Raw genomic sequence first — 21,861 nt, forward strand, 5'->3', positions numbered from 1 at the left:
GCCATGAGCCAGACAGTTGCAGCGATCCGCGAAGTCCGTGCGCGAAGCGTCGTCGTGCCGCTCAAGCGCCCCGTGAAGAACGCCTTCGGCGTAATCGATTCCGGCCCGCTGATCCTGATCGATGTCGAGACCGATCAAGGCGTTACCGGCCATAGCTACATCTTCGCCTACAGCAAGCTCACACTTAAGCCACTGGCGTATCTGATCGAGGAGATCGGCCGCGAACTGGTCGGCAAGCCGGTCGCGCCGTTCGATCTGATGAAGGCGATGGATGCCAAATTCCGCCTGCTCGGCTGGCAGGGCCTGGTCGGCATGGCGGTCTCAGGTCTCGACATGGCCTATTGGGACGTGCTCGGCCAGTTCGCCGGCCGTCCGCTGGTCGAATTGCTCGGCGGCTCGGCGAAGCCGATCAAGGCCTATGACAGCTACGGCGTGGTCGACCCTGCCACCGATGAGCGCGCGCTGCGCCGTTCGCTCGACCAGGGCTTTCGCGGCATCAAGATCAAGGGCGGCGACGGCGACGCCGCCAATGACGAGCGCGTCGTGAAGGGCGTACGCGCCCTGCTCGGCCCCGACATCGCGCTGATGATCGACTTCAACCAATCGCTCGATCCGGCGGAAGCGACCCGCCGCATCGCGCGGCTTGCGCCTTACGACCTGCACTGGATCGAAGAGCCGGTGCCGCAGGAGAGCCTGTCCGGACACGCCAAGGTCCGCGAGACCTCGCCGACGCCGATCCAGGCCGGCGAGAACTGGTGGTTCCCGCGCGGCTTCGCCGAAGCCATCGCGGCGGGCGCGTCCGACTTCATCATGCCCGACGTCATGAAGGTCGGCGGCGTCACCGGCTGGATGCAGGTCGCCGGACAGGCCGACGCCGCATCGATCCCGATGTCGAGCCATTTGTTCGCGGAGGTCAGCGCGCATCTGCTCGCGGTGACGCCGACCGCGCATTGGCTCGAATTCCTCGACTTCGCCGGCGCGATCCTGGCGCAGCCCGCAGAGATCAAAGACGGCGCGGTGACCGCCCGCGGTCCCGGCCTCGGCATCACCTGGAACGAGCCTGCGATCGCGAAATACCTGGTGAGCTAGCGCGCTTCACCTTTGCGACGCGTTCATGTAGTCGTCGGGACATCGGAGCGCGCAATGTCCAACAGCAACAAACTGACCCTCAAATTTCGCTGTCCGGCGGAGCTTGAGGGCCTGCTTCCGCCGCCGGTGCCGGCGGCCCAGGGCGTCCCCGACTGGCTCAAGACGATGCCGGCGACGTCCTTCAGCTCGATCAACCAGCACGACGACGACACCATCAAGCGCTGCCCCCCCTTCGTCGATGCGATGACCTGCGGGTTCTTGCTGCCGCTGGTATGCGATCTGAGAATCGAGAATGGCGAGATCACCTGGGACCAGGACCTGCCGCCGGGAGGCACGCCCGAATTTCCGCGTTCACCGATCGGCTTTCACGATCCGGGTCAGGTCAGCGGCACGCCGCTGTTTGAGGCCGGCCGCTTCTTTCTCAAATTCCACAATTTGTGGACCGTCGAAGCCCCGGAAGGCTACGCGATCTACTTCACACATCCGATCAACCGCTTCGACCTGCCCTTCACCACGCTCACCGGCCTGGTCAATTCCGACCTTTATTCCGAGAACTGGGTGCACTTCCCCGCATACTGGCACGACAGGAATTTCAACGGCGTGCTTCCCAGGGGGACGCCGATCGCACAATGCTTTCCGGTCAAGCGCGAGGGCTGGATCGCGCAGGCATCGCCCTTCACGGCGGAAGAGGCCAAACGCGTCGATGAATTCCGCGCCGAGCTGAAACGGCAGCCCAGTCTCTACCGGAGAAATTTCCGGGCCTGACCACGCGGGCTGATCACGGGCGCACCTGCATCGGCCTGCCCCCGCTCATCCGGATTCCACGCCGAAGAATTTCGCCGCCGCATTCTGGTCGAAGAAGAAGCGGCCATGCGACGATGCGGCCATCACGACCGCGGCGCGGCCCAGCAGTTGAGGTTGGCCGCGTGCGACCGCGCGCAGCGCGGCCTCACCGGCATCACGCTCTCCCTGCTCGAGAAGGCTGGTGGCGAGTTGGGCGCGGACCGAGCGATCGTCCGGATACTGCGCGAGCACCTTGCGGAACGCGTCCGAGGCCGCGGCGTAATCCCCGTGGAGGATCAGGATGCGGCCGAGCTCATTGAGCACGTCGGGACGATTCGGTGCGCCGTCACGCGCGCTGGTCAGCGCGACCAGCGCCTTTGCGATGTCGCCGTTCCCATGCAACAGGCGGCCGAGGCTGAGCTTGAGATCGACGTCGCTGGGGGCTAGCGCAAGGCCGGCCTCGATGATCCTGATCGCTTCCTCGCGCTGGCCGGCCTTGGCCAATTGCCCCGCCAGCTCGTGAAAGGCGGGAAAGTAAGGCGGACGACGCGCGGCAGTGCGGCGAAGCTGCGCGATGCCGTCGGCGACGCGCTCGGCACCGCACAGCAACGCGCCGAGCAGGGTCTCGACCTCGCCGTCATCGCCGCGGCGTGCGATCTTTTCCAGCGGCGCAATCGCCTCGCTTCCCCGACCCTGCCCCATCAGGGCATGCGCCAGCAGCAGCGCGGCGTTCCGGTCGGTGCGGTTCGATTTCAGGATGCCGGCTGCGATCTGCTCCGCCTGCGCGAACTGCCGCGCCCGCAATGCCGACACGCCCTGTTGCAGCGCCTGAGCGAAGAAATTGTTCTGCTTGCCACTCACGAGAAAGCTTTTGAAGGAGCGAAAGAATATCGCGGGCCGTAGCCCGACGGGTCACCGGGCGTCCAGCAACAGTCTCGTGAAAACGTGGCGGCAGGTCAACTGGCCGGGTCCTCGTCGCATCCTTCACCTGCTCGACCCAGATGCGCATCGAAATCGCGATGCGAGGCCCGTCAGTGCGAGACAAGCGCAACGGGTGATGTATTGTCGGAGCTGATCGGCATGCGGCCGAACCAACCTGACACCATGTGACTCAGAGCGGAGAACCGGGATGGCGCAGTGCATCGTGATCGTTCAATTCGATCTTCCGAAGCGAACCGAAGAACAGGCCATCAAGGGCGGCATGGCGACCGCCCCGACCTATCGAAATCTCGCGACAAAGGGCCTGATCCGCAAGGACTACCTCAACGGAGAGGCCGGCACCGGAGGTGTCTATCTCTGGGAGAGCCGCGCGGCAGCCGAGGCATGGTTCAGCGACGCCAAGATGGCCGAGCTCACCGAACGGTTCGGAGCCCCGCCGCGGCTGACCTGGTACGACACCTATGTCACCGTCGATAACTTGGCGGGCGAGACCCGCGTGAACCAGACCGCGCTGAGCTCGGCCGCGGAATAGAACAGCCTTGCGGCAATAAAACGTAACGTGCCGACTGGTCCGAAGTGCTCCAAACTGCCGCGATCGGCTGACGATACGGCAAGGAAGAGCTTTCGAATGTCTCGAACCCCAATCATCACGTTCTGTCTCTCGCTGCTCACGCTGTCGGCATGGGCCACCGGTCCGGCCATAGCGCGAGGAGGCTTCAACCCCAATTGCCACGTGCCCAGGATCAGTCTCTGTCCGGGCTGTACGATCACGGCCAAGATCGTCGTGTTGCAGGATCACGAGTGCCGGATCAATTATGGTTCGCTGGGCCCGATGCGCCCGCAAACAATTCTGGTCAGCGCCAAGCATGGGAAGTATCGGGCGGACAACGAAACCAGCACCGCTTACACCCCGAACAAGGGCTTCCTCGGTGACGACTATTTTGAGACGCGGTTTTCCTACGAACTGATGAATGGTTCAGCGGCTTCAGCGGTGCTCAAGGCCAGCGTCGAAGTGGTGCCGAAGCTGTAGCGGACCGAAGTGAGGATATCCGTGATTTTCGACGTCACGTCTTTTGCGATCGTTGCCGCACGCCGCTTGCCCGGGCAGCCAGTTTCGTCTCCTCCCGGATCATGTCGACAAAGGCACGAAGCCCGGCCGTCATGTGGCGATGCCGCGGATAGTACAGACGCAGGCCGGGAAATGGCGGCGTCCAGGCGTCCAGCACCGCTCGCAACGTTCCGGCGGCGAGATGCCCGGTCACCCAGAAGTCGCTGACGAACGCAAGCCCCACGCCCTCGAGGGCGGCTTCGACCATCAGGCTGTCATTGTCGAGGGTCAGCCTGCCCGGCACATCCAGCGCCATCTGCTCGCCGCCGCGCTTCTCGAACTCCCAGTGATAGAGCTTGCCGCTCGGCATTCGTCTGCGAATGCATTCGTGGGCGAGCAGATCGAGCGGAGACCGCGGCACCGACGAGCGCGCGAAATAGCCGGGCGCGCCGACGACGATGAAGCGCGTGTCCGGACCGCAGGGAATCGCGACCATATCCTGCGGCACGGCTTCGGCGAGCCGGATGCCGGCATCGAACCCTTCCGCGACAATATCGATGGGGCGTCCTTCCATCGTCAACTCGACATTCATGTCGGGATAGCGCCGCATGAATTTCGCAACAACCGGGCGGAGGATCTGGTGCGCTGCGCGTTCCTTCAGGTTGATGCGCAGCGTTCCTGCCGGCGTGTCGCGAAATTCGTTCACATCCTCCATCGCGCCGGCAATCTCGCGCAGCGCGGGACTAACCCTGGCGAGGAAACGCTCCCCCGCTTCCGACAACGCGACGCTGCGCGTCGTCCGATTGATGAGACGCACGCCAAGCCGCTTTTCCAGCCCGGCAATGGCGTGGCTCAACGCCGAGGGTGAGATGCCGAGCTCAGTCGCCGCGGCGCGAAAGCTGCGATGCGTCGCGATCGCGACGACGGCGTTCAACTCGAAAAGGCCAGCATGTTGCATTGTGCGATTATCTGCATCAGGTCATGTCATTTTATGCCGATTATTGCACCAATCAAGCCGACTATATCGAGCCCGCGATCTGGATCGCCAACTTGGATCTGAAGGACATCTCCTATGGCAAAGACTTTCCTCATCACGGGCGTCTCGTCCGGCTTCGGCCGCGCGTTGGCCGAAGCCGCGTTGCGTGACGGCCACGCCGTCGCGGGCACCGTGCGCAACGAGAGCGACAGGCGGAGCTTCGAAGCGCTCGGCGAAGGCGCGCACGCGATCATTCTCGATGTCACCAACTTCGCGGCGATCGCGCCCGCCGTCACCGAGGTCGAGAATACGGTCGGCGCGATCGACGTTCTCGTCAACAATGCCGGCTATGGTCACGAGGGCATTCTGGAAGAATCGTCAATCGACGACCTGCGACGCCAGTTCGAGGTCAACGTCTTCGGCGCGGTGGCGATGATTCAGGCGGTGCTGCCTCACATGCGCAAGCGGCGCGCCGGGCATATCCTCAACATCACATCGATGGGCGGGATCATCACGATGCCCGGCCTTAGCTATTATCACGGCAGCAAATTCGCGCTGGAGGGAATCTCCGAAACCCTTGGCAAGGAAGTCAATGACCTCGGCATCAAGGTCACGGCGGTCGAGCCCGGCAGCTTCCGCACCGACTGGGCCGGACGATCGATGGTGCGGGCAGAACGATCGATTACAGACTATGACGCCCTCATCGAACCGATCCGCAAACGCCGCATGGAAATGAGTGGCCGGCAGCTTGGCGATCCCACGAAGGCCGCGCAGGCCATGCTGAAACTCGCACTGTCGGCCGATCCGCCCGCGCACCTGCTGCTCGGCAGCGATGCTGTTCGGCTGGTCGAAGACAAGATGAAACTGTTGCAAGCCGAATTCGCTGCGTGGAAGAGCGTTTCGCTTTCCACCGACATTGCCTGAGTAGCATCGGTCGACGCGGCGGTCCGTCATGGCAGGCGGACCGCCGCGTCTCGACGTTAGCTCGCAACCACTCGGGTCCAGAGATAGCGCACGTCCGGCTCCCGCTCCTCGTTGCGACTGCCATCGGTCTGCTCGACCGCGACAAAGCCGCGCGCCTCGTAGAAGCGGCGCGCCCGTGCGTTGCGCTGGAAGGTCCAGAGTTGCCGCCGGTCCGCGAGCCCGGGCGGCGCATGATCGAACGCGGCGCGATGCACCCTTGCAGCGACGTCCATGTCGGCCAGCGCGAGCCGCCTAATACTCAATGCCGAACTCGTCATAGAGCCGGCGGAACACGGCCGGCAGCACCTCGGTGAGGTCCTCGGCGATCAGACCGGGCCCGGCCTCGCTGGCGCCCTCGCCATGCAGCCAGACGCCGATGCTGGCCGCCTCGAACGCCGCGACGCCCTGCGCCAGGAAGCCCGCGATGATGCCTGACAGCACGTCGCCGGCGCCGGCGGTGGCGAGCCAGGGCGGTGCATTGGCGGCGATGGTGGCGCGGCCGTCGGGCGAGGCGATCACCGTATCGGCGCCCTTCAGCAGCACCACCGCGCCGGAACGCTCCGCCGCCGCGCGCACGCGCTCAAGCTTGGAGCGGCCGGGATATTTGTTGGAGATATCGCTGAACAGCCGCGGAAACTCGCCCTCATGCGGGGTGAGCACCACCCCGAGACCGTCGAATGCCTTGATCGCCTCGAACAGCCGGTCCGGCGAGCCGGCAAAGCTCGTCAGCGCATCGGCGTCGAGCACCAGATGTCGCTGCGCCGTGAGCGCAGTGTGGACGAAGTCGCGGGTGCGCGCGCTGACGCCGGCACCGGGGCCGATCACGCAGGCATTGAGGCGCTTGTCGTCGAGTAGCTCGGCAAATTGGATCGGGTTGTCGACCGGGCGCACCATCACCGCGGTCAGCGCCGCCGCGTTGACCGCAAGCGCATCGCGCGGCGAGACCAGCGTCACGAGACCTGCGCCGGCGCGCAGCGCCGCCCGCGCCGCGAGCCGGGCCGCCCCGGTCGAGGCGAGATCGCCAGACACCACGACAGCGTGACCCCTTGCATATTTGTGGCCATCGATCCGCGGCACCGGGAACGACCAGCGCCAAGCCTGCGGCAGGTTCTCCGTGGTCAGGGGCTTGATCTCGTCGAGCACCTGCGGATCGATGCCGATATCGGCGACGCGCACCCGGCCGCAATAGATCCGGCCCGGCAGCAGCAGATGCGCGGGCTTCTTGCGGAAGAAGGTGACGGTTTCGGTCGCCTGCACGGCCGCGCCCATGACAGCACCTGACGTACCGTTGACGCCGCTCGGCAGGTCGACCGCCAGCACCGGCGTACCGTTGGTGTTGATGGCCGCGATCATCTCCAGCGGGTCGCCCTTCACCGGACGATTGAGGCCGGCACCGAACAGCGCGTCGATGATCAGCGCCGGCTTGCCGAGCGCCTGCGGGTTGAACGGCAGCACCGGATATTTCCAGCCCTTCGCCGCGAGCGCCGCATCGCCCTGTAGGCTGTCGCGCTCGCAGAGCAGGATCACCGAGACCTCCCGACCGCGTGCGGCGAGCTCGGCGGCAGCGACAAAGCCGTCACCGCCATTGTTGCCGCGGCCGGCGACCACGACGATCGGCCCCTCCTCGACCAGGTCCATCGCGGCTTCAGCGACCGCCTGACCCGCGCTCATCATCAATGCGAAGCCCGGCGTGCCGGCTGCGATGGTCAGCCGGTCGGCACGCTCCATCTCGGTGGTGGTCAGAACGTCCATGCCGAATCCTCAATCGCTTCGCCTTTTCGAGAGGCAATTCCTGTGACGTTCGCAGAGTTTGTACTGGCCGACTGCATACGGATTGATCTATTTGCCTATTTGTTGGGCGTGGATATCATAGCCTATCTGGTTCGATATCAGCCGACTGCCTGTTAAAAGGCTGATAACATTCCAAAATCGGGGACCTTAACAACTTGGCATAGACCCTGCTTTTGAGGAAGCCGCGCACAACGACCCTCCATGCGACCGTTGCGCGTGTGTCCGGCCCGTCGCCGGAAGGCTTACGACCAAACCAGACTGCGCCCCACGCGCATCGAATTCGACCCTGCAAACTGCAATGCCCGGGAGGCGCTCAGTGAAGAAGATTGAAGCCATCATCAAGCCCTTCAAGCTCGACGAGGTCAAAGAAGCGCTCCAGGAAGTCGGACTGCAAGGCATCACCGTGACCGAGGCCAAGGGATTTGGCCGCCAGAAGGGCCACGCCGAACTCTATCGCGGTGCAGAATACATCGTCGACTTCCTGCCCAAGGTGAAGATCGAGATCGTGATCGGCGACGACCTGGTTGAGAAGGCGATCGACGCGATCCGCCGCGCCGCCCAGACCGGACGGATCGGCGACGGCAAGATCTTCGTCTCCAACATCGAGGAAGCCATCCGCATCCGGACCGGAGAATCCGGGCTGGACGCTATTTGAGGGCGGTGCTATCCGGATTTTCTGACGGCAAAAGAGAAAAAAGGCTGCTTCGGCAGCCTGATTTCGTTTGAGTAGTCACACGAACCCGCCAAAAGCGGGAATAACGTCGCCCACCGCCGGAAACCGACCCGCACATCCATAAGGGGTATTCATGAAGACCGCCAAAGACGTCCTGAAATCGATCAAGGACAACGACGTCAAATACGTCGACCTGCGCTTCACCGATCCGCGCGGCAAGTGGCAGCACGTCACCTTCGACGTCAGTATGATCGACGACGAGATCTTCGCCGAGGGCACGATGTTCGACGGCTCGTCGATCGCCGGCTGGAAGGCGATCAATGAATCCGACATGTGCCTGATGCCCGACCCGGTCACCGCGACGATCGACCCGTTCTTCGCCGAGACCACCATGGTCATCACCTGCGACGTGCTCGAGCCGACCACCGGCGAGCCCTACAACCGCGATCCCCGCGGCATCGCCAAGAAGGCCGAGGCGATGGTGAAGTCGATGGGTGTGGGCGACACCGTGTTCGTCGGCCCCGAGGCCGAGTTCTTCGTGTTCGACGACGTGCGCTATTCGGCCGACCCCTACAACACCGGCTTCCGCCTCGACTCCTCTGAGCTGCCGATCAACTCCTCGACCGAGTATGAAGGCGGCAATCTCGGCCACCGCATCCGCACCAAGGCCGGCTACTTCCCGGTGCCGCCGCAGGACAGCGTGCAGGACATGCGTTCCGAGATGCTCGGCGCGATGGCCAAGATGGGCGTCAAGGTCGAGAAGCACCACCACGAAGTGGCATCCGCCCAGCACGAGCTCGGCATGAAGTTCGACACGCTGACGCTGATGGCCGACCAGATGCAGGTCTACAAATACTGCATCCACCAGGTCGCCCACATCTACGGCAAGACCGCCACCTTCATGCCGAAGCCGGTCTATGGCGACAACGGCTCGGGCATGCACGTGCACCAGTCGATCTGGAAGGACGGCAAGCCGACCTTCGCCGGCAACAAGTATGCCGACCTGTCGGAGACCTGCCTGCACTACATCGGCGGCATCATCAAGCACGCCAAGGCGATCAACGCCTTCACCAACCCGTCGACCAACTCCTACAAGCGTCTGGTCCCGGGCTATGAGGCGCCGGTGCTGCTCGCCTACTCCGCGCGCAACCGTTCGGCCTCCTGCCGCATCCCCTACACCGCGAACCCGAAGGCCAAGCGCGTCGAGGTGCGTTTCCCCGACCCGATGGCCAATCCCTATCTCGGCTTCGCCGCGATGCTGATGGCCGGCCTCGACGGCATCAAGAACAAGATCGATCCGGGTCCGGCGATGGACAAGGATCTCTACGACCTGCCGAAGGAAGAGCTGAAGCAGATCCCGACCGTCTGTGGTTCGCTGCGTGAGGCGCTCGAGAGCCTCGACAAGGACCGTGCCTTCCTCAAGAACGGCGGCGTGTTCGATGACGACTTCATCGACGCCTATATCGAGCTGAAGATGACCGAGGTCGCCCGTTTCGAAATGACCCCGCACCCGGTCGAGTTCGAGATGTACTACTCGCTGTAAGCTCAACGGCACTCACGAATGCGAAAGGCGCTTCCACCGGAAGCGCCTTTCGTTTTTGTGCTGGCATATCTGTAGGATGGGTAGAGCGCAGCGAAACCCATCATCTCTGACCTTGCACTGGGCGATGGGTTTCGCTGCGCTCTACCCATCCTACGAAGGTCTTCCTCTGCGACCGTCGCGGCTACACCTTGGCCTTCGCGACCCGTCGGCCGCCGGCGTCGAGTGCACCGAATTTGCCCGCGATCATGTCCGGCGTCGGCATCATGCCGCCGAGCGACCAGCTCGCCGGCTCGCCTTCCTCGATCTTGACCCAGACGTTGCGGCGGAAGTCCGGGTCCCCCTGGCCCTCGACCTCGACCATGAGATCGGTGACGCGTTCGAGCAGTTTCTTCTTCTGTGCCACGTCGAAGATGCCGCGGACGGTGGAAATGGTGATGTAAGGCATGGTCTCTCTCCATTGCTGAGGTGGTGACAACGCAGCGAAGATGGACCAGCGCGGGGCGATCAGGCAGTGGCCGATCAGACAGAGATCGGGCAATATCCGCCATGGCCTGATCGCGCCGATCGGGTAGGATGACGGCAACATCAGGAGGTCCCATGAAGCTTGCGATCCTCGCGCTGGAAGGCTGCATGCAATCGGCAGTCGCCGGCATCGCCGACATCCTCACCCTCGGCAACCATGTGATGGCGCTGCGCGGCGGCAAGGCACGCTTCAGCTGGCAGACGCTCTCGCTCGACGGCAAGGTGGTGCGCGCGGGCGGCGGCAAGCTCGTCGCCGTCGATGGCGCCATCAGCAGGCGGACGAGCTTCGACGCGATCATCGTGCCGGGCAGCCTGGTCGATCACCTCACCGCCGAGCGCCTGCAACCGCAATATGACCGCGCCGGCGCCTGGCTGCGCCAGCAGCACGCCAGCGGCCGGCTGATCGGCGCGTTCTGCAGCGGCGTGCTGCTGCTCGCCAATGCCGGGCTGCTCGACGGCCGCCGCGCCACCATCACCTGGTGGCTGCAAAGCGAACTGCGCCGCCGCCACCCGAGGATCGATCTCGCCAGCGACGCCGTCATCACCCAGGCCGACCGCCTGGTCTGCGCCGCCGGCCCGATGTCGTGGGTCGATCTGCTGCTGCGGCTCATCGAGCTGGTCGAAGGCCCCGAGGTCGCGAAGGTCTGCGCCGACTATGCCGTGATCGACACCGCGCAGCGCACCCAGGCGATCTTCATGCCGCTCGGTTACATGCTCGCGCAGGACCCGCTGCTGATCAAGGCGGACATGCTGGTACGCCGCACCGGCAAGGCGCCGATCACGGTGCGTAGCCTCGCGCACGCGCTGGGCCTCAGCGAACGCACGCTGAACCGCCGCTTCCGCGAATTGACCCACGAGCCGCCGCAGGCCTTCATCACGCGCCGCCGCGTCGAGCACGCCCGCACGCTGCTGGAGACGACGACGCAGCCGATCAAGACGATCGCCCGCGCCACCGGCTACGAGGACGAGAGCAGCTTTCGCAAGGCCTTTCGCAAGCTCACGCTGACATCGCCGCAAGCCTACCGCGCGCAGCGATCAATGCGCGCGGCGTGAGGGCGCGAGATGAGGATCGCGTAGGATGGGTGAGCGCAGCGAAACCCATCGTCTTCGCTTCGCGATGCCTGGCTGATGGGTTTCGCTGCGCTCTACCCATCCTGCAGTTCAGCACTACACCCGAAACAGCTTCGCGTACTTCGCCTTGATCTCCTCGCTCTGCGCCTGCACCTGGGCCGGATCGGCCTTCAGCATTTTCAGCTTGTCGAGCGGCACGTGGCCGGCTTTCTCCTTCACCTTGGCGTGGAACGAGCGGTGCGCGAACTCGTCGGCCAGCATCTGCTGGGTCTCGGCACTGAAGAAGAAGCTCTGGAACAGCCGCGCCGCGTTCGGGTTCGGCGCGTTCTTGAAGACGCCGCTCGGCACGATGATCAGCGGCGCGCCCTCTGCCGGATACACCACCTCGACCGGCTTGCCCTGGTCCTTGGCCAGTATGAGGTTGTAGTCGTTGCCATCGGCCATGACGGCCCGCTCGCCGAGCAGGATCTTCTTCGGTGGATCGGCGGCCGACTGCACCTGCATCACCCGCTGCTGCGACAGCTTTTCCAGGTACGGCCAGCCGAGATCGCGCGCCAGCACGAAGGTCGCGGTCATGATCGCGCCGGAATAGCCCGGATGACCCTTGACGATCTTGCCACGCCATTTCGGATCGAGCAGGTCGGCGTAGCTCCGCGGCGCCTCCTCGCGCTTCACCTGCTCGGTGTTGTAGCCGATCACCTCGAACCAGGCGCAGGATGTCGCCGACATGCCGTCGGGATCGATCTGGTCGGCGGGAAAATGCTTCGCAACCTCTTCGGGCAGGTAGGCCGCGAGCCAGTCGTTCTTCTTCCAGTCGAGATAATGCGCCGGATCGGTCGAGTTGGCGACGTCGACGGCGTTGATGCCACTGCCCTGCTCCTGCGCGATGCGCTGGAAAATCCGTTCGGCGCCGGAGCGCTCGACGCGAACGCTGATGCCCGGATATTTCTGCTCGAAGTCACGCGCCAGACGCTCGGCCGTATTCAGCTCCAGCGCGCTGTAGAACGAGATCTTGCCTTCCTTCTTGGCGGCCGCGATCAGCTCCGGCGTCACGGTTTCGGCAGGCGGCGCCGCGGCGCGCAGCGGTTCGGCGAATACCATGCCGGCTGCGGTCGCGGCCGTCACCTTGAGCCAGTCGCGTCGCGACCATTTGCGGTCCTGCATTCAAAACTCCCTGCCATCGGGCCGTTGACCGGCCGCGCCATTGTTGCGCCAGCATAGCGCGCAGGATCGACCGAGCCAACGGACTGCGACCAATCACCGCCAGCTTTGGCGCAGCATTCGCATCCAGTTGTCGAAGGCGATCTTGCGCAACGTGGCCTCATCGAAGCCGTGCGCGCGCAACGCCTGGATCAGGTTCTGGAGCTGGCTTGCATCCCTGAGCGGGTGCGGCATCGTCGCGCCATCGAAGTCCGATCCCAGAGCGACGTGATCGTCACCCATCCGTTCGACCAGATAGCCGAGATGCGCGACGACCGTCTCGATCGGAATGTCCGGATCGCGGTGTCCGTCCGGGCGCACCTCGGACACGCTGAAATTGAAGCCGACGACGCCACCCGATGCCTTGACGGCATCGAGCTGCCGGTCGGTCAGGTTGCGGGTCGCGGGGCAGATCGCATGCGCGCAGGCGTGAGTGGCCACGATGGGCGCGGTGCTGATCGCTACCAGATCCCAGAAGCCGCGTTCGTTGAGGTGGGCTGCGTCCACCATGATCCCGAGTTCGTTGCAGGTCTTCACCAGCGCCTTCCCGGCATCGGTCAGGCCGGGGCCGGTGTCCGGCGACCGCGGATAGGCGAACGGCACGCCGTGACCGAAGATGTTGGGCCGGCTCCACACCGGACCGAGCGAACGCAGGCCGCGCGAATGGAGCCGCGCCAGCCCGTCCAGATCGGCGTCGATCGCCTCGGCGCCCTCGAGATGCAGCACGATTGCAAACGCCGCATCGCGCCGCGCCGCCTCGATCTCGTCCACGGTCGTCGCAAAGCGAATCCGTCCGTTGGCGCGTCCAACCAGGCGTTCCAGCGCGCTCAACTGGGCATCGATGGTGCGGCGGGCGTAGGCCGCATCGAGCGGCTCGGCAAGTCGCACCTCGTATCCATCGGCAGTTTGCGTGAAGTCGCCTTGTCGCGCATGTTCTGCCTTGGCGTACATCGCGAACAGGCCACCGACCATGCCGCCTTCCCGTGCGCGCGGCAGATCGAGATGGCCCTCCTCGGAGCGCACGAGAAAATCGCGGCCGCCCTCGCGGTATTCAACAAGGTGCTGGGCCACGTCATTGTGCCCGTCGAAGATCGCGACTTTACTGCCTTCCTGCATCACGTCGTTCTCTTATCGCAGCCAGTAGCACGGGTAGAGCACAGCGAAACCGATCATTTTCACCACAGAAAGATTTGATGGGTTTCGCTGCGCTCTACCCATCCTACACAGCCTGTAAGCACCGCCCTCAGTCTGATTTCGCGGTGTTGACCGCCAATTGCGCCGCGAATGCCCGCTGGTAGGCGGGCCGCGCTTCGCCACGGCCGACATAGGCAGCGAGCTTCGGATGCCCGTTGAGCATGCCCGAAGGCTTCAGCCGCAGCAGCACCGACGCCATCATCAGGTCGCCGGCGCTGAACGCACCATCGAGCCAATCGGCATCGCCGAGACGCTCCGAAAGCTGGTCCAACCGCTGCCGGACGCGATCCTTGACCAGCAGCAGGCGCGCCTCGTGCCACGACTTGTCGCGCTCGAACAGCCACGCGGTCGAGAATTCGAGGATCGGCGGCTCCACCGTGTTGAGCGCGGCAAACATCCATGCGATCGCGCGTGCCCGGGCATTCGCATCGTCAGGGAGCAAGCCTTTGTGGCGCTCGGCGAGATGGAGCACGATCGCCCCCGTCTCGAACAGCGCGAGGTCGTCCTCTTGATAGGTGGGGATCTGGCCGAACGGATGAATCGCCAGATGCGCGGGCTCCTTCATCGCGGCAAACGATACGAGACGCACCTCGTAAGGCAGGCCGAGTTCTTCAAGCGCCCACCGCACCCGCGTATCCCGCGCCAATCCCTTGCCGCCATCCGGCGACCGCTCAAAGGCGGTGATGGTGATGGTCATGATTGGCCTCCCGGCGAACTCATTGGCTGCGCCACAACGGCCGCGGTCGGGATGATCGCCGCCTGCGCTTGTCAGTGAGTCCCGATGCTAGCTTTTTTCCGGCGGATTCTCGCGCAGAAAACGTTCGAGATCGGGCTGCACGGAGTAAGGCTGCGGAACCGGGTCGCCCTGGAAGTCGACCTGAAGATCAAGGCAGCGCCGCAGCATCCGCGCCAGCTCGCTGCGCCGATAGGGCTTGGTCAGCAGCGGAATGCCATGACCGGCACGCCCCTGCTGCACCGGCAGGACGCCATCGCTGTAGCCTGAGGTGAACAGCACCCGCAGCGCCGGGTGCCCGGCCATCAGCGTCTCGGCCAACTGCCGGCCATTCATGCTGCCCGGCATCACGATGTCGGTGAACAGAAGGTCAAACGCGGCACCACCATTGACGATCGCAAGGGCGGCATCGGCGTTCGCCGCCACCAACACCTTGTAGCCGAGGCTTTCGAGCTGGCCGGTGACATAGTCACGGATCGTGGCGTCGTCCTCGACGCACAGGATGGTCTCGTTGCCGCCCCGGACCGGCTGATCATCCTCCTCGGCTGCGCCTGGCGCGGTGCCGTCCGCCTTGGGAAGATAGATCCTGAACACGGAGCCGCGCCCCTGCTCGCTCTTGACCTCGATCCCGCCGCCGCTCTGCTTGACGAAGCCGAACACCATGCTGAGCCCGAGCCCGGTGCCTTGCCCGACCTCCTTGGTGGAGAAGAACGGATCGAAGATCTTCTCCAGATGCGACGGCGAGATTCCGGTCCCGGTATCGGTCACCTCGATCACCAGATGGTCGCCGGCCCGTTCGACGCCACGCGCCACCGCCTCGGGAATCCCGAGCTGGACGTTGCGGGTCGCAAAGGTCAGCGTCCCGCCGTCCGGCATGGCATCGCGCGCATTGATGGCGAGATTGACCAGCGCGGCACCAAGCTGGCTGCGGTCGACGAACGCGAGCCAGGCGTCGCGGCCGAGTTCCGTCCGGATCTCGGTCTGCGAGCCCAGCGTCTGCGACAGCAGCCGCACCACCTCACCGATCAGGTCGTTGACATCGGTCCCGCCGGGCTGCAACGGCTGCTTGCGCGCGAATGCCAGCAGGCTCGAGGTGAGTTGCGCGCCGCGATCGGCGGCATCGCTGATCAGCTTGGCGATCCCGGCAAGCTGCGGGTTGTCCTTGACGCCGTCGGCGAGGATTTCGATGGTCCCGGTGATCACCGTCAGCATGTTGTTGAAGTCGTGCGCGATGCCGCCGGTCAGGCGCCCCAGCGATTCCGTCTTCTGCGCCTGGATCAGCTGTTCTTCGGCGATCCGCCGCTGGGTGACGTCCCGGACGAACGCATTGATGACGTAGCCGTCGCCGCGGCGCAGCGCGTTCAGCGAAACCTCGGCGAAGAACCTGTGGCCGTCGCGATGCACCGATTCGGTTTCATAGCGCATGCCCATACCGCCGGCCGCGGTCTCCTGAAGGAAGCGGGCGACCCTCTGGCGGTGCGCAAGGCGAAGCTCCTCCGGAAACACCAGTTCCACCACCCGCTGACCGATCGCCTCGGAGCGGGTCCAGCCGGTCAGCGCCTCGGCCTGCGGACTCCAGTCCAGCACGATGCCGTCCTGGTCGGTCTGAACGAACGCATCGAGCGCGGTCCTGACGATGGCCTGCGCCATCTGCTCGCTCTCGACCAGCGCCTGATGCGCGCGCCGCTGCGCGGTGACGTCATGCAGCACCGTAACGGCGCCGCGCAGATGGCCCGCCTCATCGCGCAGCGGGCGGGCGTTGACGATGAAGCAGACATCCTCGGCCGGCGGTTGGGGCCTGACGTTCAGTTCGAAATCATCGACGCTCTCGCCGTACAGCGCGCACACCAATGGCGATTTCGAAATCGGCATGATGGTCACGCCGTCGGCGTAATAGCATGTGAAAGCCCGCACGTCGGTTACGCTGTTGAAGCCAATCTCGACCCCGAGCAGCCGCCGCGCCGCGACGTTGGCGATGACGACCGTGCCGTGCTCGTCGGCGACCACGACGGGATCGCGGATGCTCTCGACGGTGTTCTCCAGCAGGTTCTGCCGGCTGCCCAATTGCGCTGACAACTCGGCGAGCGCCGCGGCGAGCCGCGTGGCCTCGTCGTTGCCGCTGCTGCCCCGGCTGATCGGCACCTGCTCGCCGCGCGCCAGGCCGTCGGCCACCCGCATCAACTGGGCCGGCTTCGAAAGCAGTCTCGCAATCGTCTCCGCAGTCATCAACACCATCGCAACGGCGCCGCCTGCAAGCAGAATGCCCGGCCAGCTGACGCCATGGACAAATCCCAAGGCTAACAGGAGCAGGACCACGGGAAACAGCATCCCGATCGCCAGACGGCCCGACAAATTCATCCCGACCAACTCATCCTGAGCAGTTGCACCAGAAAACCGATAAGGAAAACAATATCGGAAAGGATTGTCGGCCGGGGCAATATCGGGGGCTCGCGCCTTGTTGCTTAGCCGAGTCCGGTCCGGCGATCCGCCACTTTTGTATACGTATAAATACGGAGAATATTGCGTTCCCCGGCGCCGATCGATCCGGATCGGGCGCCGGATAGTCCAAGCCTCAGGTGAGTGGCTGGCCTATCCTGATGCCGACGCCGCATGCCGGGGAGGCATCGTTGCAGATCAACATCGTCTACGACAGCAGCGCGAACAGCGCTCCGGCCGCCTTCAAGACCGCGGTCGCTTATGTCGTGAACCTGCTCGACGCAGCCTTCACCAACAACGTCACCCTCAACATCCATGTCGGCTGGGGCGAGGTCAACGGCTCGCCGATCACTTCCAATGATCTCGGCGAAAGCGAGGAAGCCGAGGCGCCGCGCTACGGCTATGCGACGATCCGCGACGCGTTGATCGCTAACGGCACCGCGGCCGACCAACTCGCCGCCTTTGCGACGCTGCCGACATCGGATCCGACCAATGGCGGCGTGTTCGACATCGGCCGCGCCGAAGCCAAGGCGTTGGGCCTGATCGGCGCCAACGATACTGCCGTCGACGGCTGGGTCGGCTTCAGCACTAGTGCCGAAACGGACTGGTCGTTCAATCCCACCGCTGTTCCCGGGGCCAACCAGTACTACATCGTCGGCTCGATCGAGCACGAGATCACCGAGGTGATGGGCCGCGACTCCCTGCTCGGGGTCAAGGGCGAGCACTATTCCAACGGCTGGGGTGTCCCCGACCTGTTCCGCTTTTCCGCGCCCGGCGTTCGGGAACTGGCGGCCGGCCCGGTCCACTCCACCGGCTATTTCTCGATCGACGATGGCGCGACCAGCCTCGGCAGCTGGAACAACCACATCGCCAAGGGCGATCTCGGCGATTGGGATTCTGGATACGGCTCCGGCGGTGGGGCGGGCCCGTCCGGCAACGACGCCTTCAACAATGAGAGCGATTACGGCGTCATCAACGGGATCACCCAGACTGACCTGACATTGATGCATGTCCTGGGCTGGGATCCGTCGCTTCCGGACAACTTCGTAATCAACGGCGAGATCTACTATGTCGCCTCCGGCCAGACCGCGACCAACCTCGTTGTTCAGACAGGCGGCACGCTCGATGTCTCAGGGATCGCCGACAGCGCAATCCTGCACGGCAATGCCGAAATCTACAGTGGCGGCGTCATTCACGGCATCACAGTCGAACCCGGCGCCACGCTGACCGTCGACGCCGGCGCCACCGCCGACGGCATGATCATCGCGGGAGGGCTTGCGGATTTCAACGACAGCGCCTCGACCGGCATCACCCCGATCGTGTTCGAGGGTACTGGCGGCACGCTCGAGATCGACGGACACGCGGCGCCCGCCGACATCATCAGCGGGTTTGCGATCGGCGACACCATTGACTTCTATGGCGTCAACATCGGCAGCAACGCCACGGTGACGCTGTTGCCCGGCAATGTGCTCGAACTCGCCGAGCACGACAAGACATTCGATTTCCAGCTCGATCCGAACGACAATTTCGCCGGCCAGAGCTTTGGCGTCGGCGGCGACGGCTATGGCGGCACCGCGATCTACCTGCTGCCGTCGGTGCTGTCGGTGACGACGAGTGGCACAGGCATCGCCAACGGCAACGGCGATCTCGACGCAGGCCACAACGTGACCTTTACCCTCAACATGAACGATGCCGTCGCCGTCGACACCACGCATGGCGTACCGAACTTGCTGCTCAACGACGGCGGCGTCGCGACCTATGCCGGCGGCAGCGGCAGCGATGCGCTGACCTTCAGCTACACGGTCGCGGCCGGTGACAACACCGCCGACCTCGCGATATCCAGCATCACGCTGCACGGCGCGTCGATAACCGACAGCTACGGCCACCATGCGAGCCTCGTCGGCGCGGTCACCAATCCCGGCGGCGTCCTGCAAATCGACACCACTGCGCCGGAGGTATCAGGTGTCACCGCGGCGCCGACGACCGGCATCGAGACCGCAGGCGCCAGCATCGCGCTGACCCTCGGCTTCAACGAAGCCGTCACGGTGTCGGGCGGCGCGCCGACGCTTGCGCTCAACAATGGCGGCGGCGCAATTTACGACGCGGCCGCGACCGCAGCGCTGCACGACCCGACCAAGCTCGCCTTCGACTATCTCGCCTCCGGCGGCGACAACCCGACCGCGACGCTCGCCGTGACCGGCGCCAATCTCAACGGCGCTGCCATCACCGACCTCGCCGGCAACGCTGCCGACCTCTCGAACGTGAATACGAGCTTCAATGACCTGTCCATCAACGATGCACCGGCCTTCACGGACGCCGGCCTGACCCGCCCCGAACTGCATCTCGGTGCAGGCGGCAATATCGTGCTCGACGCCAATGCCGCCAGCTTCGCCGCCTCCTACGGCCTCGAATACCTCTATCTCGGCTTGCCCGCCGGCACGCCATATCCCCCGGTGGATGCAGGCAGCGGATTCCATTTGGTCTGACTGAGCTTGGCGTCATTCCGGGGCGGCGCGCGGCGTCGAGCCCGGAGTCCATTGAGCCGTATAACCCATTGGATGAATGGATTCCGGGCTCAGCCCTTCCGGCTGCCCCGGAATGACGAACGGATGCACCGCCCCCAAACACTGATTTGCCCGACGAAGCAAGCCGACAGAAAAGGAAACTCGGCGTCGTCCCTCGACCCTTACGCCGCGCGTCGCCGTTCGCGCAACGCGTCGCCGAACGCCTCGAACAGAGCGCGATTGATCGGATTGCGCTGCGGGTCGTACTCGGCGTGCCACTGCACGCCGAGCGCAAAGCCTGTGGCATCCGCGATGCGGATCGCCTCGATGGTGCCGTCCTCGGCGACGCCCTCGATCACGACGCGTTGGCCGGGCTCGAGGATACCCTGGCCGTGCAGCGAATTGACCCGGATGGTCTCACGACCAAGGATCTTGGCGAATGCGCCGCCTGGCGTGAGCGCAACGTCGTGGCGGTCGGCGAACACCACGGTGGGATCGGGATGGATCTCGCCGTTCTCGAGCCGCGGCATCCGGTGGTTCATCCGGCCCGGAATCTCGCGGATCTCCGGATGCAGCGAGCCGCCGAAGGCGACGTTCATTTCCTGCAAGCCGCGGCAGATGCCGAAGATCGGCACGCCGCGCGCGACACAGGCTTCCGACAACGCCAGCGCGACGTCGTCGCGGGGGATGTCATAGGGCTCATGCGCGGCACAAGGTTCGGTGTTGAAGCGGGTCGGATGGACATTGGCGCGAGCCCCGGTCAGGACGACGCCGTCAACCACGTCGAGCAAGGAACCGACATCGGTGATGTCAGGGGTTCCCGCGAACATCAGCGGGACGGCACCCGAGACTTCGGCAACCGCGCGAAGGTTGCGCTCTCCGACCATCTGGACTGTGAAACGATTTTCAATGCGATGGGCGTTTCCGATCACGCCGACCACGGGCCGTCTCATTATTCAAGTCTCGCGCAATGATTCTTCTAAGTTTGCGACGTTGCGGAGACGATCATGCCTTCGAGTTCCCGCCGGATCAACTGTCTATCTCTGCACAGGTGGGCTTGCAGCCCTGCACAGGCGGGTCCAACCGGACCCAAAAGGCTGCCCGGAGCCCCGAAATGCCTCACCCGGCGGCCTCTCCCCCACAACCGCCGGTCGACGGCAGAGCGGCGCATCGCTCGCAGCTTGATCCCGGCACAATTTTCGCCAAAGACTGCCCTGGACACACCGTCGCGAAGAAGGAATCACCCGTGACAGACTCGGCTGACAATCGCCTGCGGGCCCGTAACGACATGGCGTGGGCGATCGCCGTCGGCGGCATCGGGATAGTGCTGTTTGCAGCCCTGCTGATGTTCGCCTGGCAATTCGCCGCGACCCTCTTCCTGCTGTTCTCAGGCATGCTGCTCGGCGTCGGCCTGAACGCGATGACCACCCTGCTCGGGCGGCTGACCGGGCTGCCGCATGCGCTGCGGCTCGCGATCGTCTGCCTCGCCTTGGCTGGACTGCTGTCCGGAATCGTGTTCCTCGGCGGTACCACCATCGCGCAGCAGGCCACGGTGCTGAGCAACACGATCAAGTCGCAGCTCGGCAGCGTCAAGGAGTTCCTCGAGCAGCGTGGTGTCGATACCAGCTATCTCGACTTCGCCAATGCCGCCGGCGAGACGAAGCCGGAAGGTACCGCCACGGCGACGACGCCCACGGCACCTGCAACGTCGTCGCAGCCCCACGGCATCCCCGGGGCCGGCGCGCTGGCCTCCAGCGGCGGCGCCATCATCAGTCAGACGCTGAAAGTGCTGCTCGGCACCGTCAGCGTCGTCGGCAACTTCTTCATCGTGCTGTTCCTCGGGCTCGCCTTCGCGGCCCAGCCAAGCATCTACCGTGCAGGACTGCTGTTCATCGCGCCGGCCAAATACCGTGGCGAGGCGACCGCCATCGTCGACCGCATCGGCGAGACGCTGGAACGCTGGCTGATCGCACAGATGATCACCATGACCGCGGTGTTCCTGGTCACCTGGATCGGGCTTGCCATCATCGGCATCCCGAGTTCGTTCATCCTCGGCATCCAGGCCGGCCTGCTCGCGTTCATCCCGACCGTCGGGGCGATCCTCGGCGGGCTGATCGTGGTGTTGGCGAGCCTCGCGACCGGATGGATCGCGGCGCTGTCCGCCTTCATCCTGTTCCTCGGCGTCCACGCGCTGGAGAGCTACGTGCTGACGCCGATCATCCAGCGCCAGGCGCTCGACATCCCGCCGGCAACGTTGTTCGCGTTCCAGATCCTGCTCGGCGTCGTGTTCGGCATCTGGGGGCTGGCGCTGGCGCTGCCGCTGATGGCGATCGCCAAGGTGATGATCGACCATTTCAAGGCAGAGGATCCGGCGGCTGCGAAGGCCGCCTGAACCG

The 21,861-nt window shown here is 64.7% G+C and carries 20 protein-coding genes; 10 read left to right on the plus strand and 10 right to left on the minus strand.

What is annotated here, in order from left to right:
* Positions 1 to 3 precede the first annotated feature (3 nt).
* Entirely contained in the window at positions 4 to 1,089 is a 1,086-nt protein-coding gene (locus B2W55_RS22575) for an enolase C-terminal domain-like protein (protein ID WP_024583445.1), read from the plus strand.
* A gap of 54 nt (positions 1,090 to 1,143) precedes the next feature.
* On the plus strand, positions 1,144 to 1,854 hold the full coding sequence (locus B2W55_RS22580) for a hypothetical protein (RefSeq protein WP_024583444.1): 711 nt from the start codon (positions 1,144 to 1,146) through the stop codon (positions 1,852 to 1,854).
* 45 nt (positions 1,855 to 1,899) lie between these two features.
* Here B2W55_RS22580 and B2W55_RS22585 read toward each other — a convergent pair whose 3' ends face one another.
* On the minus strand, positions 1,900 to 2,733 hold the full coding sequence (locus B2W55_RS22585; RefSeq protein WP_024583443.1) for a tetratricopeptide repeat protein: 834 nt from the start codon (positions 2,731 to 2,733) through the stop codon (positions 1,900 to 1,902).
* A 268-nt stretch (positions 2,734 to 3,001) separates the two neighbouring features.
* Here B2W55_RS22585 and B2W55_RS22590 point away from each other — a divergent pair, with 268 nt between their 5' ends.
* Both B2W55_RS22590 and B2W55_RS22595 read left to right on the plus strand, forming a co-directional pair.
* Positions 3,002 to 3,343, plus strand: a complete 342-nt coding sequence (locus B2W55_RS22590) for a hypothetical protein (RefSeq protein ID WP_029879729.1) — start codon at positions 3,002 to 3,004, stop codon at positions 3,341 to 3,343.
* 96 nt (positions 3,344 to 3,439) lie between these two features.
* A complete protein-coding gene (locus tag B2W55_RS22595; RefSeq protein ID WP_192827286.1) occupies positions 3,440 to 3,841 on the plus strand; it encodes a hypothetical protein in 402 nt (133 codons plus the stop codon).
* 34 nt (positions 3,842 to 3,875) lie between these two features.
* Here B2W55_RS22595 and B2W55_RS22600 read toward each other — a convergent pair whose 3' ends face one another.
* Positions 3,876 to 4,817 carry a LysR family transcriptional regulator gene (locus B2W55_RS22600; RefSeq protein ID WP_024583440.1) on the minus strand — a complete coding sequence of 314 codons (942 nt, stop codon included), beginning with the start codon at positions 4,815 to 4,817 and terminating at the stop codon, positions 3,876 to 3,878.
* Between the two features lie 114 nt (positions 4,818 to 4,931).
* Between B2W55_RS22600 and B2W55_RS22605 the strand changes: the two genes are divergently transcribed.
* Positions 4,932 to 5,759, plus strand: a complete 828-nt coding sequence (locus B2W55_RS22605) for an oxidoreductase (protein ID WP_024583439.1) — start codon at positions 4,932 to 4,934, stop codon at positions 5,757 to 5,759.
* Positions 5,760 to 5,815: 56 nt separating this feature from the next.
* On the opposite strand, the gene B2W55_RS22610 is transcribed toward B2W55_RS22605, so the two are convergent.
* Both B2W55_RS22610 and B2W55_RS22615 read right to left on the minus strand, forming a co-directional pair.
* Positions 5,816 to 6,061 carry a hypothetical protein gene (locus B2W55_RS22610; protein ID WP_371412433.1) on the minus strand — a complete coding sequence of 82 codons (246 nt, stop codon included), beginning with the start codon at positions 6,059 to 6,061 and terminating at the stop codon, positions 5,816 to 5,818.
* Entirely contained in the window at positions 6,051 to 7,550 is a 1,500-nt protein-coding gene (locus tag B2W55_RS22615; RefSeq protein ID WP_024583437.1) for an NAD(P)H-hydrate dehydratase, read from the minus strand. The genes B2W55_RS22610 and B2W55_RS22615 overlap by 11 nt, the downstream gene beginning before the upstream one ends.
* Before the next feature lie 355 nt (positions 7,551 to 7,905).
* On the opposite strand from B2W55_RS22615, the gene B2W55_RS22620 reads away from it, so the two are divergent.
* Both B2W55_RS22620 and glnA read left to right on the plus strand, forming a co-directional pair.
* Positions 7,906 to 8,244: a P-II family nitrogen regulator gene (locus B2W55_RS22620; RefSeq protein WP_011441447.1), complete on the plus strand. Its 339-nt coding sequence runs from the start codon at positions 7,906 to 7,908 to the stop codon at positions 8,242 to 8,244.
* Between the two features lie 151 nt (positions 8,245 to 8,395).
* Positions 8,396 to 9,805 (plus strand): type I glutamate--ammonia ligase, encoded by a 1,410-nt coding sequence (gene glnA, locus B2W55_RS22625; protein WP_024583436.1) that lies wholly within the window; start codon positions 8,396 to 8,398, stop codon positions 9,803 to 9,805.
* A gap of 181 nt (positions 9,806 to 9,986) precedes the next feature.
* Here the strand turns inward: glnA and B2W55_RS22630 are convergent, their stop codons facing one another.
* Positions 9,987 to 10,391: a tautomerase family protein gene (locus B2W55_RS22630; protein ID WP_244442287.1), complete on the minus strand. Its 405-nt coding sequence runs from the start codon at positions 10,389 to 10,391 to the stop codon at positions 9,987 to 9,989.
* Positions 10,392 to 10,402: 11 nt separating this feature from the next.
* Here B2W55_RS22630 and B2W55_RS22635 point away from each other — a divergent pair, with 11 nt between their 5' ends.
* On the plus strand, positions 10,403 to 11,380 hold the full coding sequence (locus tag B2W55_RS22635; protein WP_024583434.1) for a GlxA family transcriptional regulator: 978 nt from the start codon (positions 10,403 to 10,405) through the stop codon (positions 11,378 to 11,380).
* 114 nt (positions 11,381 to 11,494) lie between these two features.
* Here B2W55_RS22635 and B2W55_RS22640 read toward each other — a convergent pair whose 3' ends face one another.
* The 4 genes from B2W55_RS22640 to B2W55_RS22655 all read right to left on the minus strand — a co-directional run bounded on the left by B2W55_RS22640 (position 11,495) and on the right by B2W55_RS22655 (position 16,883).
* On the minus strand, positions 11,495 to 12,562 hold the full coding sequence (locus tag B2W55_RS22640) for an ABC transporter substrate-binding protein (RefSeq protein WP_024583433.1): 1,068 nt from the start codon (positions 12,560 to 12,562) through the stop codon (positions 11,495 to 11,497).
* Between the two features lie 93 nt (positions 12,563 to 12,655).
* Positions 12,656 to 13,714, minus strand: a complete 1,059-nt coding sequence (locus B2W55_RS22645; RefSeq protein ID WP_024583432.1) for a dipeptidase — start codon at positions 13,712 to 13,714, stop codon at positions 12,656 to 12,658.
* A gap of 127 nt (positions 13,715 to 13,841) precedes the next feature.
* Positions 13,842 to 14,489, minus strand: coding sequence for a glutathione S-transferase family protein (locus B2W55_RS22650; protein ID WP_024583431.1), 648 nt, complete (start codon positions 14,487 to 14,489; stop codon positions 13,842 to 13,844).
* An 87-nt stretch (positions 14,490 to 14,576) separates the two neighbouring features.
* Positions 14,577 to 16,883, minus strand: a complete 2,307-nt coding sequence (locus B2W55_RS22655) for a hybrid sensor histidine kinase/response regulator (RefSeq protein ID WP_024583430.1) — start codon at positions 16,881 to 16,883, stop codon at positions 14,577 to 14,579.
* Positions 16,884 to 17,101: 218 nt separating this feature from the next.
* On the opposite strand from B2W55_RS22655, the gene B2W55_RS22660 reads away from it, so the two are divergent.
* Positions 17,102 to 19,447 (plus strand): NF038122 family metalloprotease, encoded by a 2,346-nt coding sequence (locus B2W55_RS22660; protein WP_145987163.1) that lies wholly within the window; start codon positions 17,102 to 17,104, stop codon positions 19,445 to 19,447.
* Between the two features lie 200 nt (positions 19,448 to 19,647).
* Here B2W55_RS22660 and B2W55_RS22665 read toward each other — a convergent pair whose 3' ends face one another.
* Positions 19,648 to 20,418 (minus strand): gamma-glutamyl-gamma-aminobutyrate hydrolase family protein, encoded by a 771-nt coding sequence (locus tag B2W55_RS22665; protein ID WP_024583428.1) that lies wholly within the window; start codon positions 20,416 to 20,418, stop codon positions 19,648 to 19,650.
* A gap of 293 nt (positions 20,419 to 20,711) precedes the next feature.
* Here B2W55_RS22665 and B2W55_RS22670 point away from each other — a divergent pair, with 293 nt between their 5' ends.
* Positions 20,712 to 21,857, plus strand: a complete 1,146-nt coding sequence (locus B2W55_RS22670) for an AI-2E family transporter (protein ID WP_024583427.1) — start codon at positions 20,712 to 20,714, stop codon at positions 21,855 to 21,857.
* Positions 21,858 to 21,861 lie beyond the last annotated feature (4 nt).

The organism is Bradyrhizobium sp. UBA2491 (genome assembly GCF_002341725.1).
GTDB lineage: Bacteria > Pseudomonadota > Alphaproteobacteria > Rhizobiales > Xanthobacteraceae > Bradyrhizobium.

Bases quoted from the DNA above. Each gene is read 5' to 3' on its own strand.
- B2W55_RS22575 (WP_024583445.1), top strand. From the start codon at position 4: ATGAGCCAGACAGTTGCAGCGATCCGCGAAGTCCGTGCGCGAAGCGTC.
- B2W55_RS22580 (WP_024583444.1), top strand. From the start codon at position 1,144: ATGTCCAACAGCAACAAACTGACCCTCAAATTTCGCTGTCCGGCGGAG.
- B2W55_RS22590 (WP_029879729.1), top strand. From the start codon at position 3,002: ATGGCGCAGTGCATCGTGATCGTTCAATTCGATCTTCCGAAGCGAACC.
- B2W55_RS22595 (WP_192827286.1), top strand. From the start codon at position 3,440: ATGTCTCGAACCCCAATCATCACGTTCTGTCTCTCGCTGCTCACGCTG.
- B2W55_RS22600 (WP_024583440.1), bottom strand. From the start codon at position 4,817: ATGCAACATGCTGGCCTTTTCGAGTTGAACGCCGTCGTCGCGATCGCG.
- B2W55_RS22605 (WP_024583439.1), top strand. From the start codon at position 4,932: ATGGCAAAGACTTTCCTCATCACGGGCGTCTCGTCCGGCTTCGGCCGC.
- B2W55_RS22615 (WP_024583437.1), bottom strand. From the start codon at position 7,550: ATGGACGTTCTGACCACCACCGAGATGGAGCGTGCCGACCGGCTGACC.
- glnA (WP_024583436.1), top strand. From the start codon at position 8,396: ATGAAGACCGCCAAAGACGTCCTGAAATCGATCAAGGACAACGACGTC.
- B2W55_RS22630 (WP_244442287.1), bottom strand. From the start codon at position 10,391: ATGTTGCCGTCATCCTACCCGATCGGCGCGATCAGGCCATGGCGGATA.
- B2W55_RS22635 (WP_024583434.1), top strand. From the start codon at position 10,403: ATGAAGCTTGCGATCCTCGCGCTGGAAGGCTGCATGCAATCGGCAGTC.
- B2W55_RS22640 (WP_024583433.1), bottom strand. From the start codon at position 12,562: ATGCAGGACCGCAAATGGTCGCGACGCGACTGGCTCAAGGTGACGGCC.
- B2W55_RS22645 (WP_024583432.1), bottom strand. From the start codon at position 13,714: ATGCAGGAAGGCAGTAAAGTCGCGATCTTCGACGGGCACAATGACGTG.
- B2W55_RS22650 (WP_024583431.1), bottom strand. From the start codon at position 14,489: ATGACCATCACCATCACCGCCTTTGAGCGGTCGCCGGATGGCGGCAAG.
- B2W55_RS22655 (WP_024583430.1), bottom strand. From the start codon at position 16,883: ATGAATTTGTCGGGCCGTCTGGCGATCGGGATGCTGTTTCCCGTGGTC.
- B2W55_RS22665 (WP_024583428.1), bottom strand. From the start codon at position 20,418: ATGAGACGGCCCGTGGTCGGCGTGATCGGAAACGCCCATCGCATTGAA.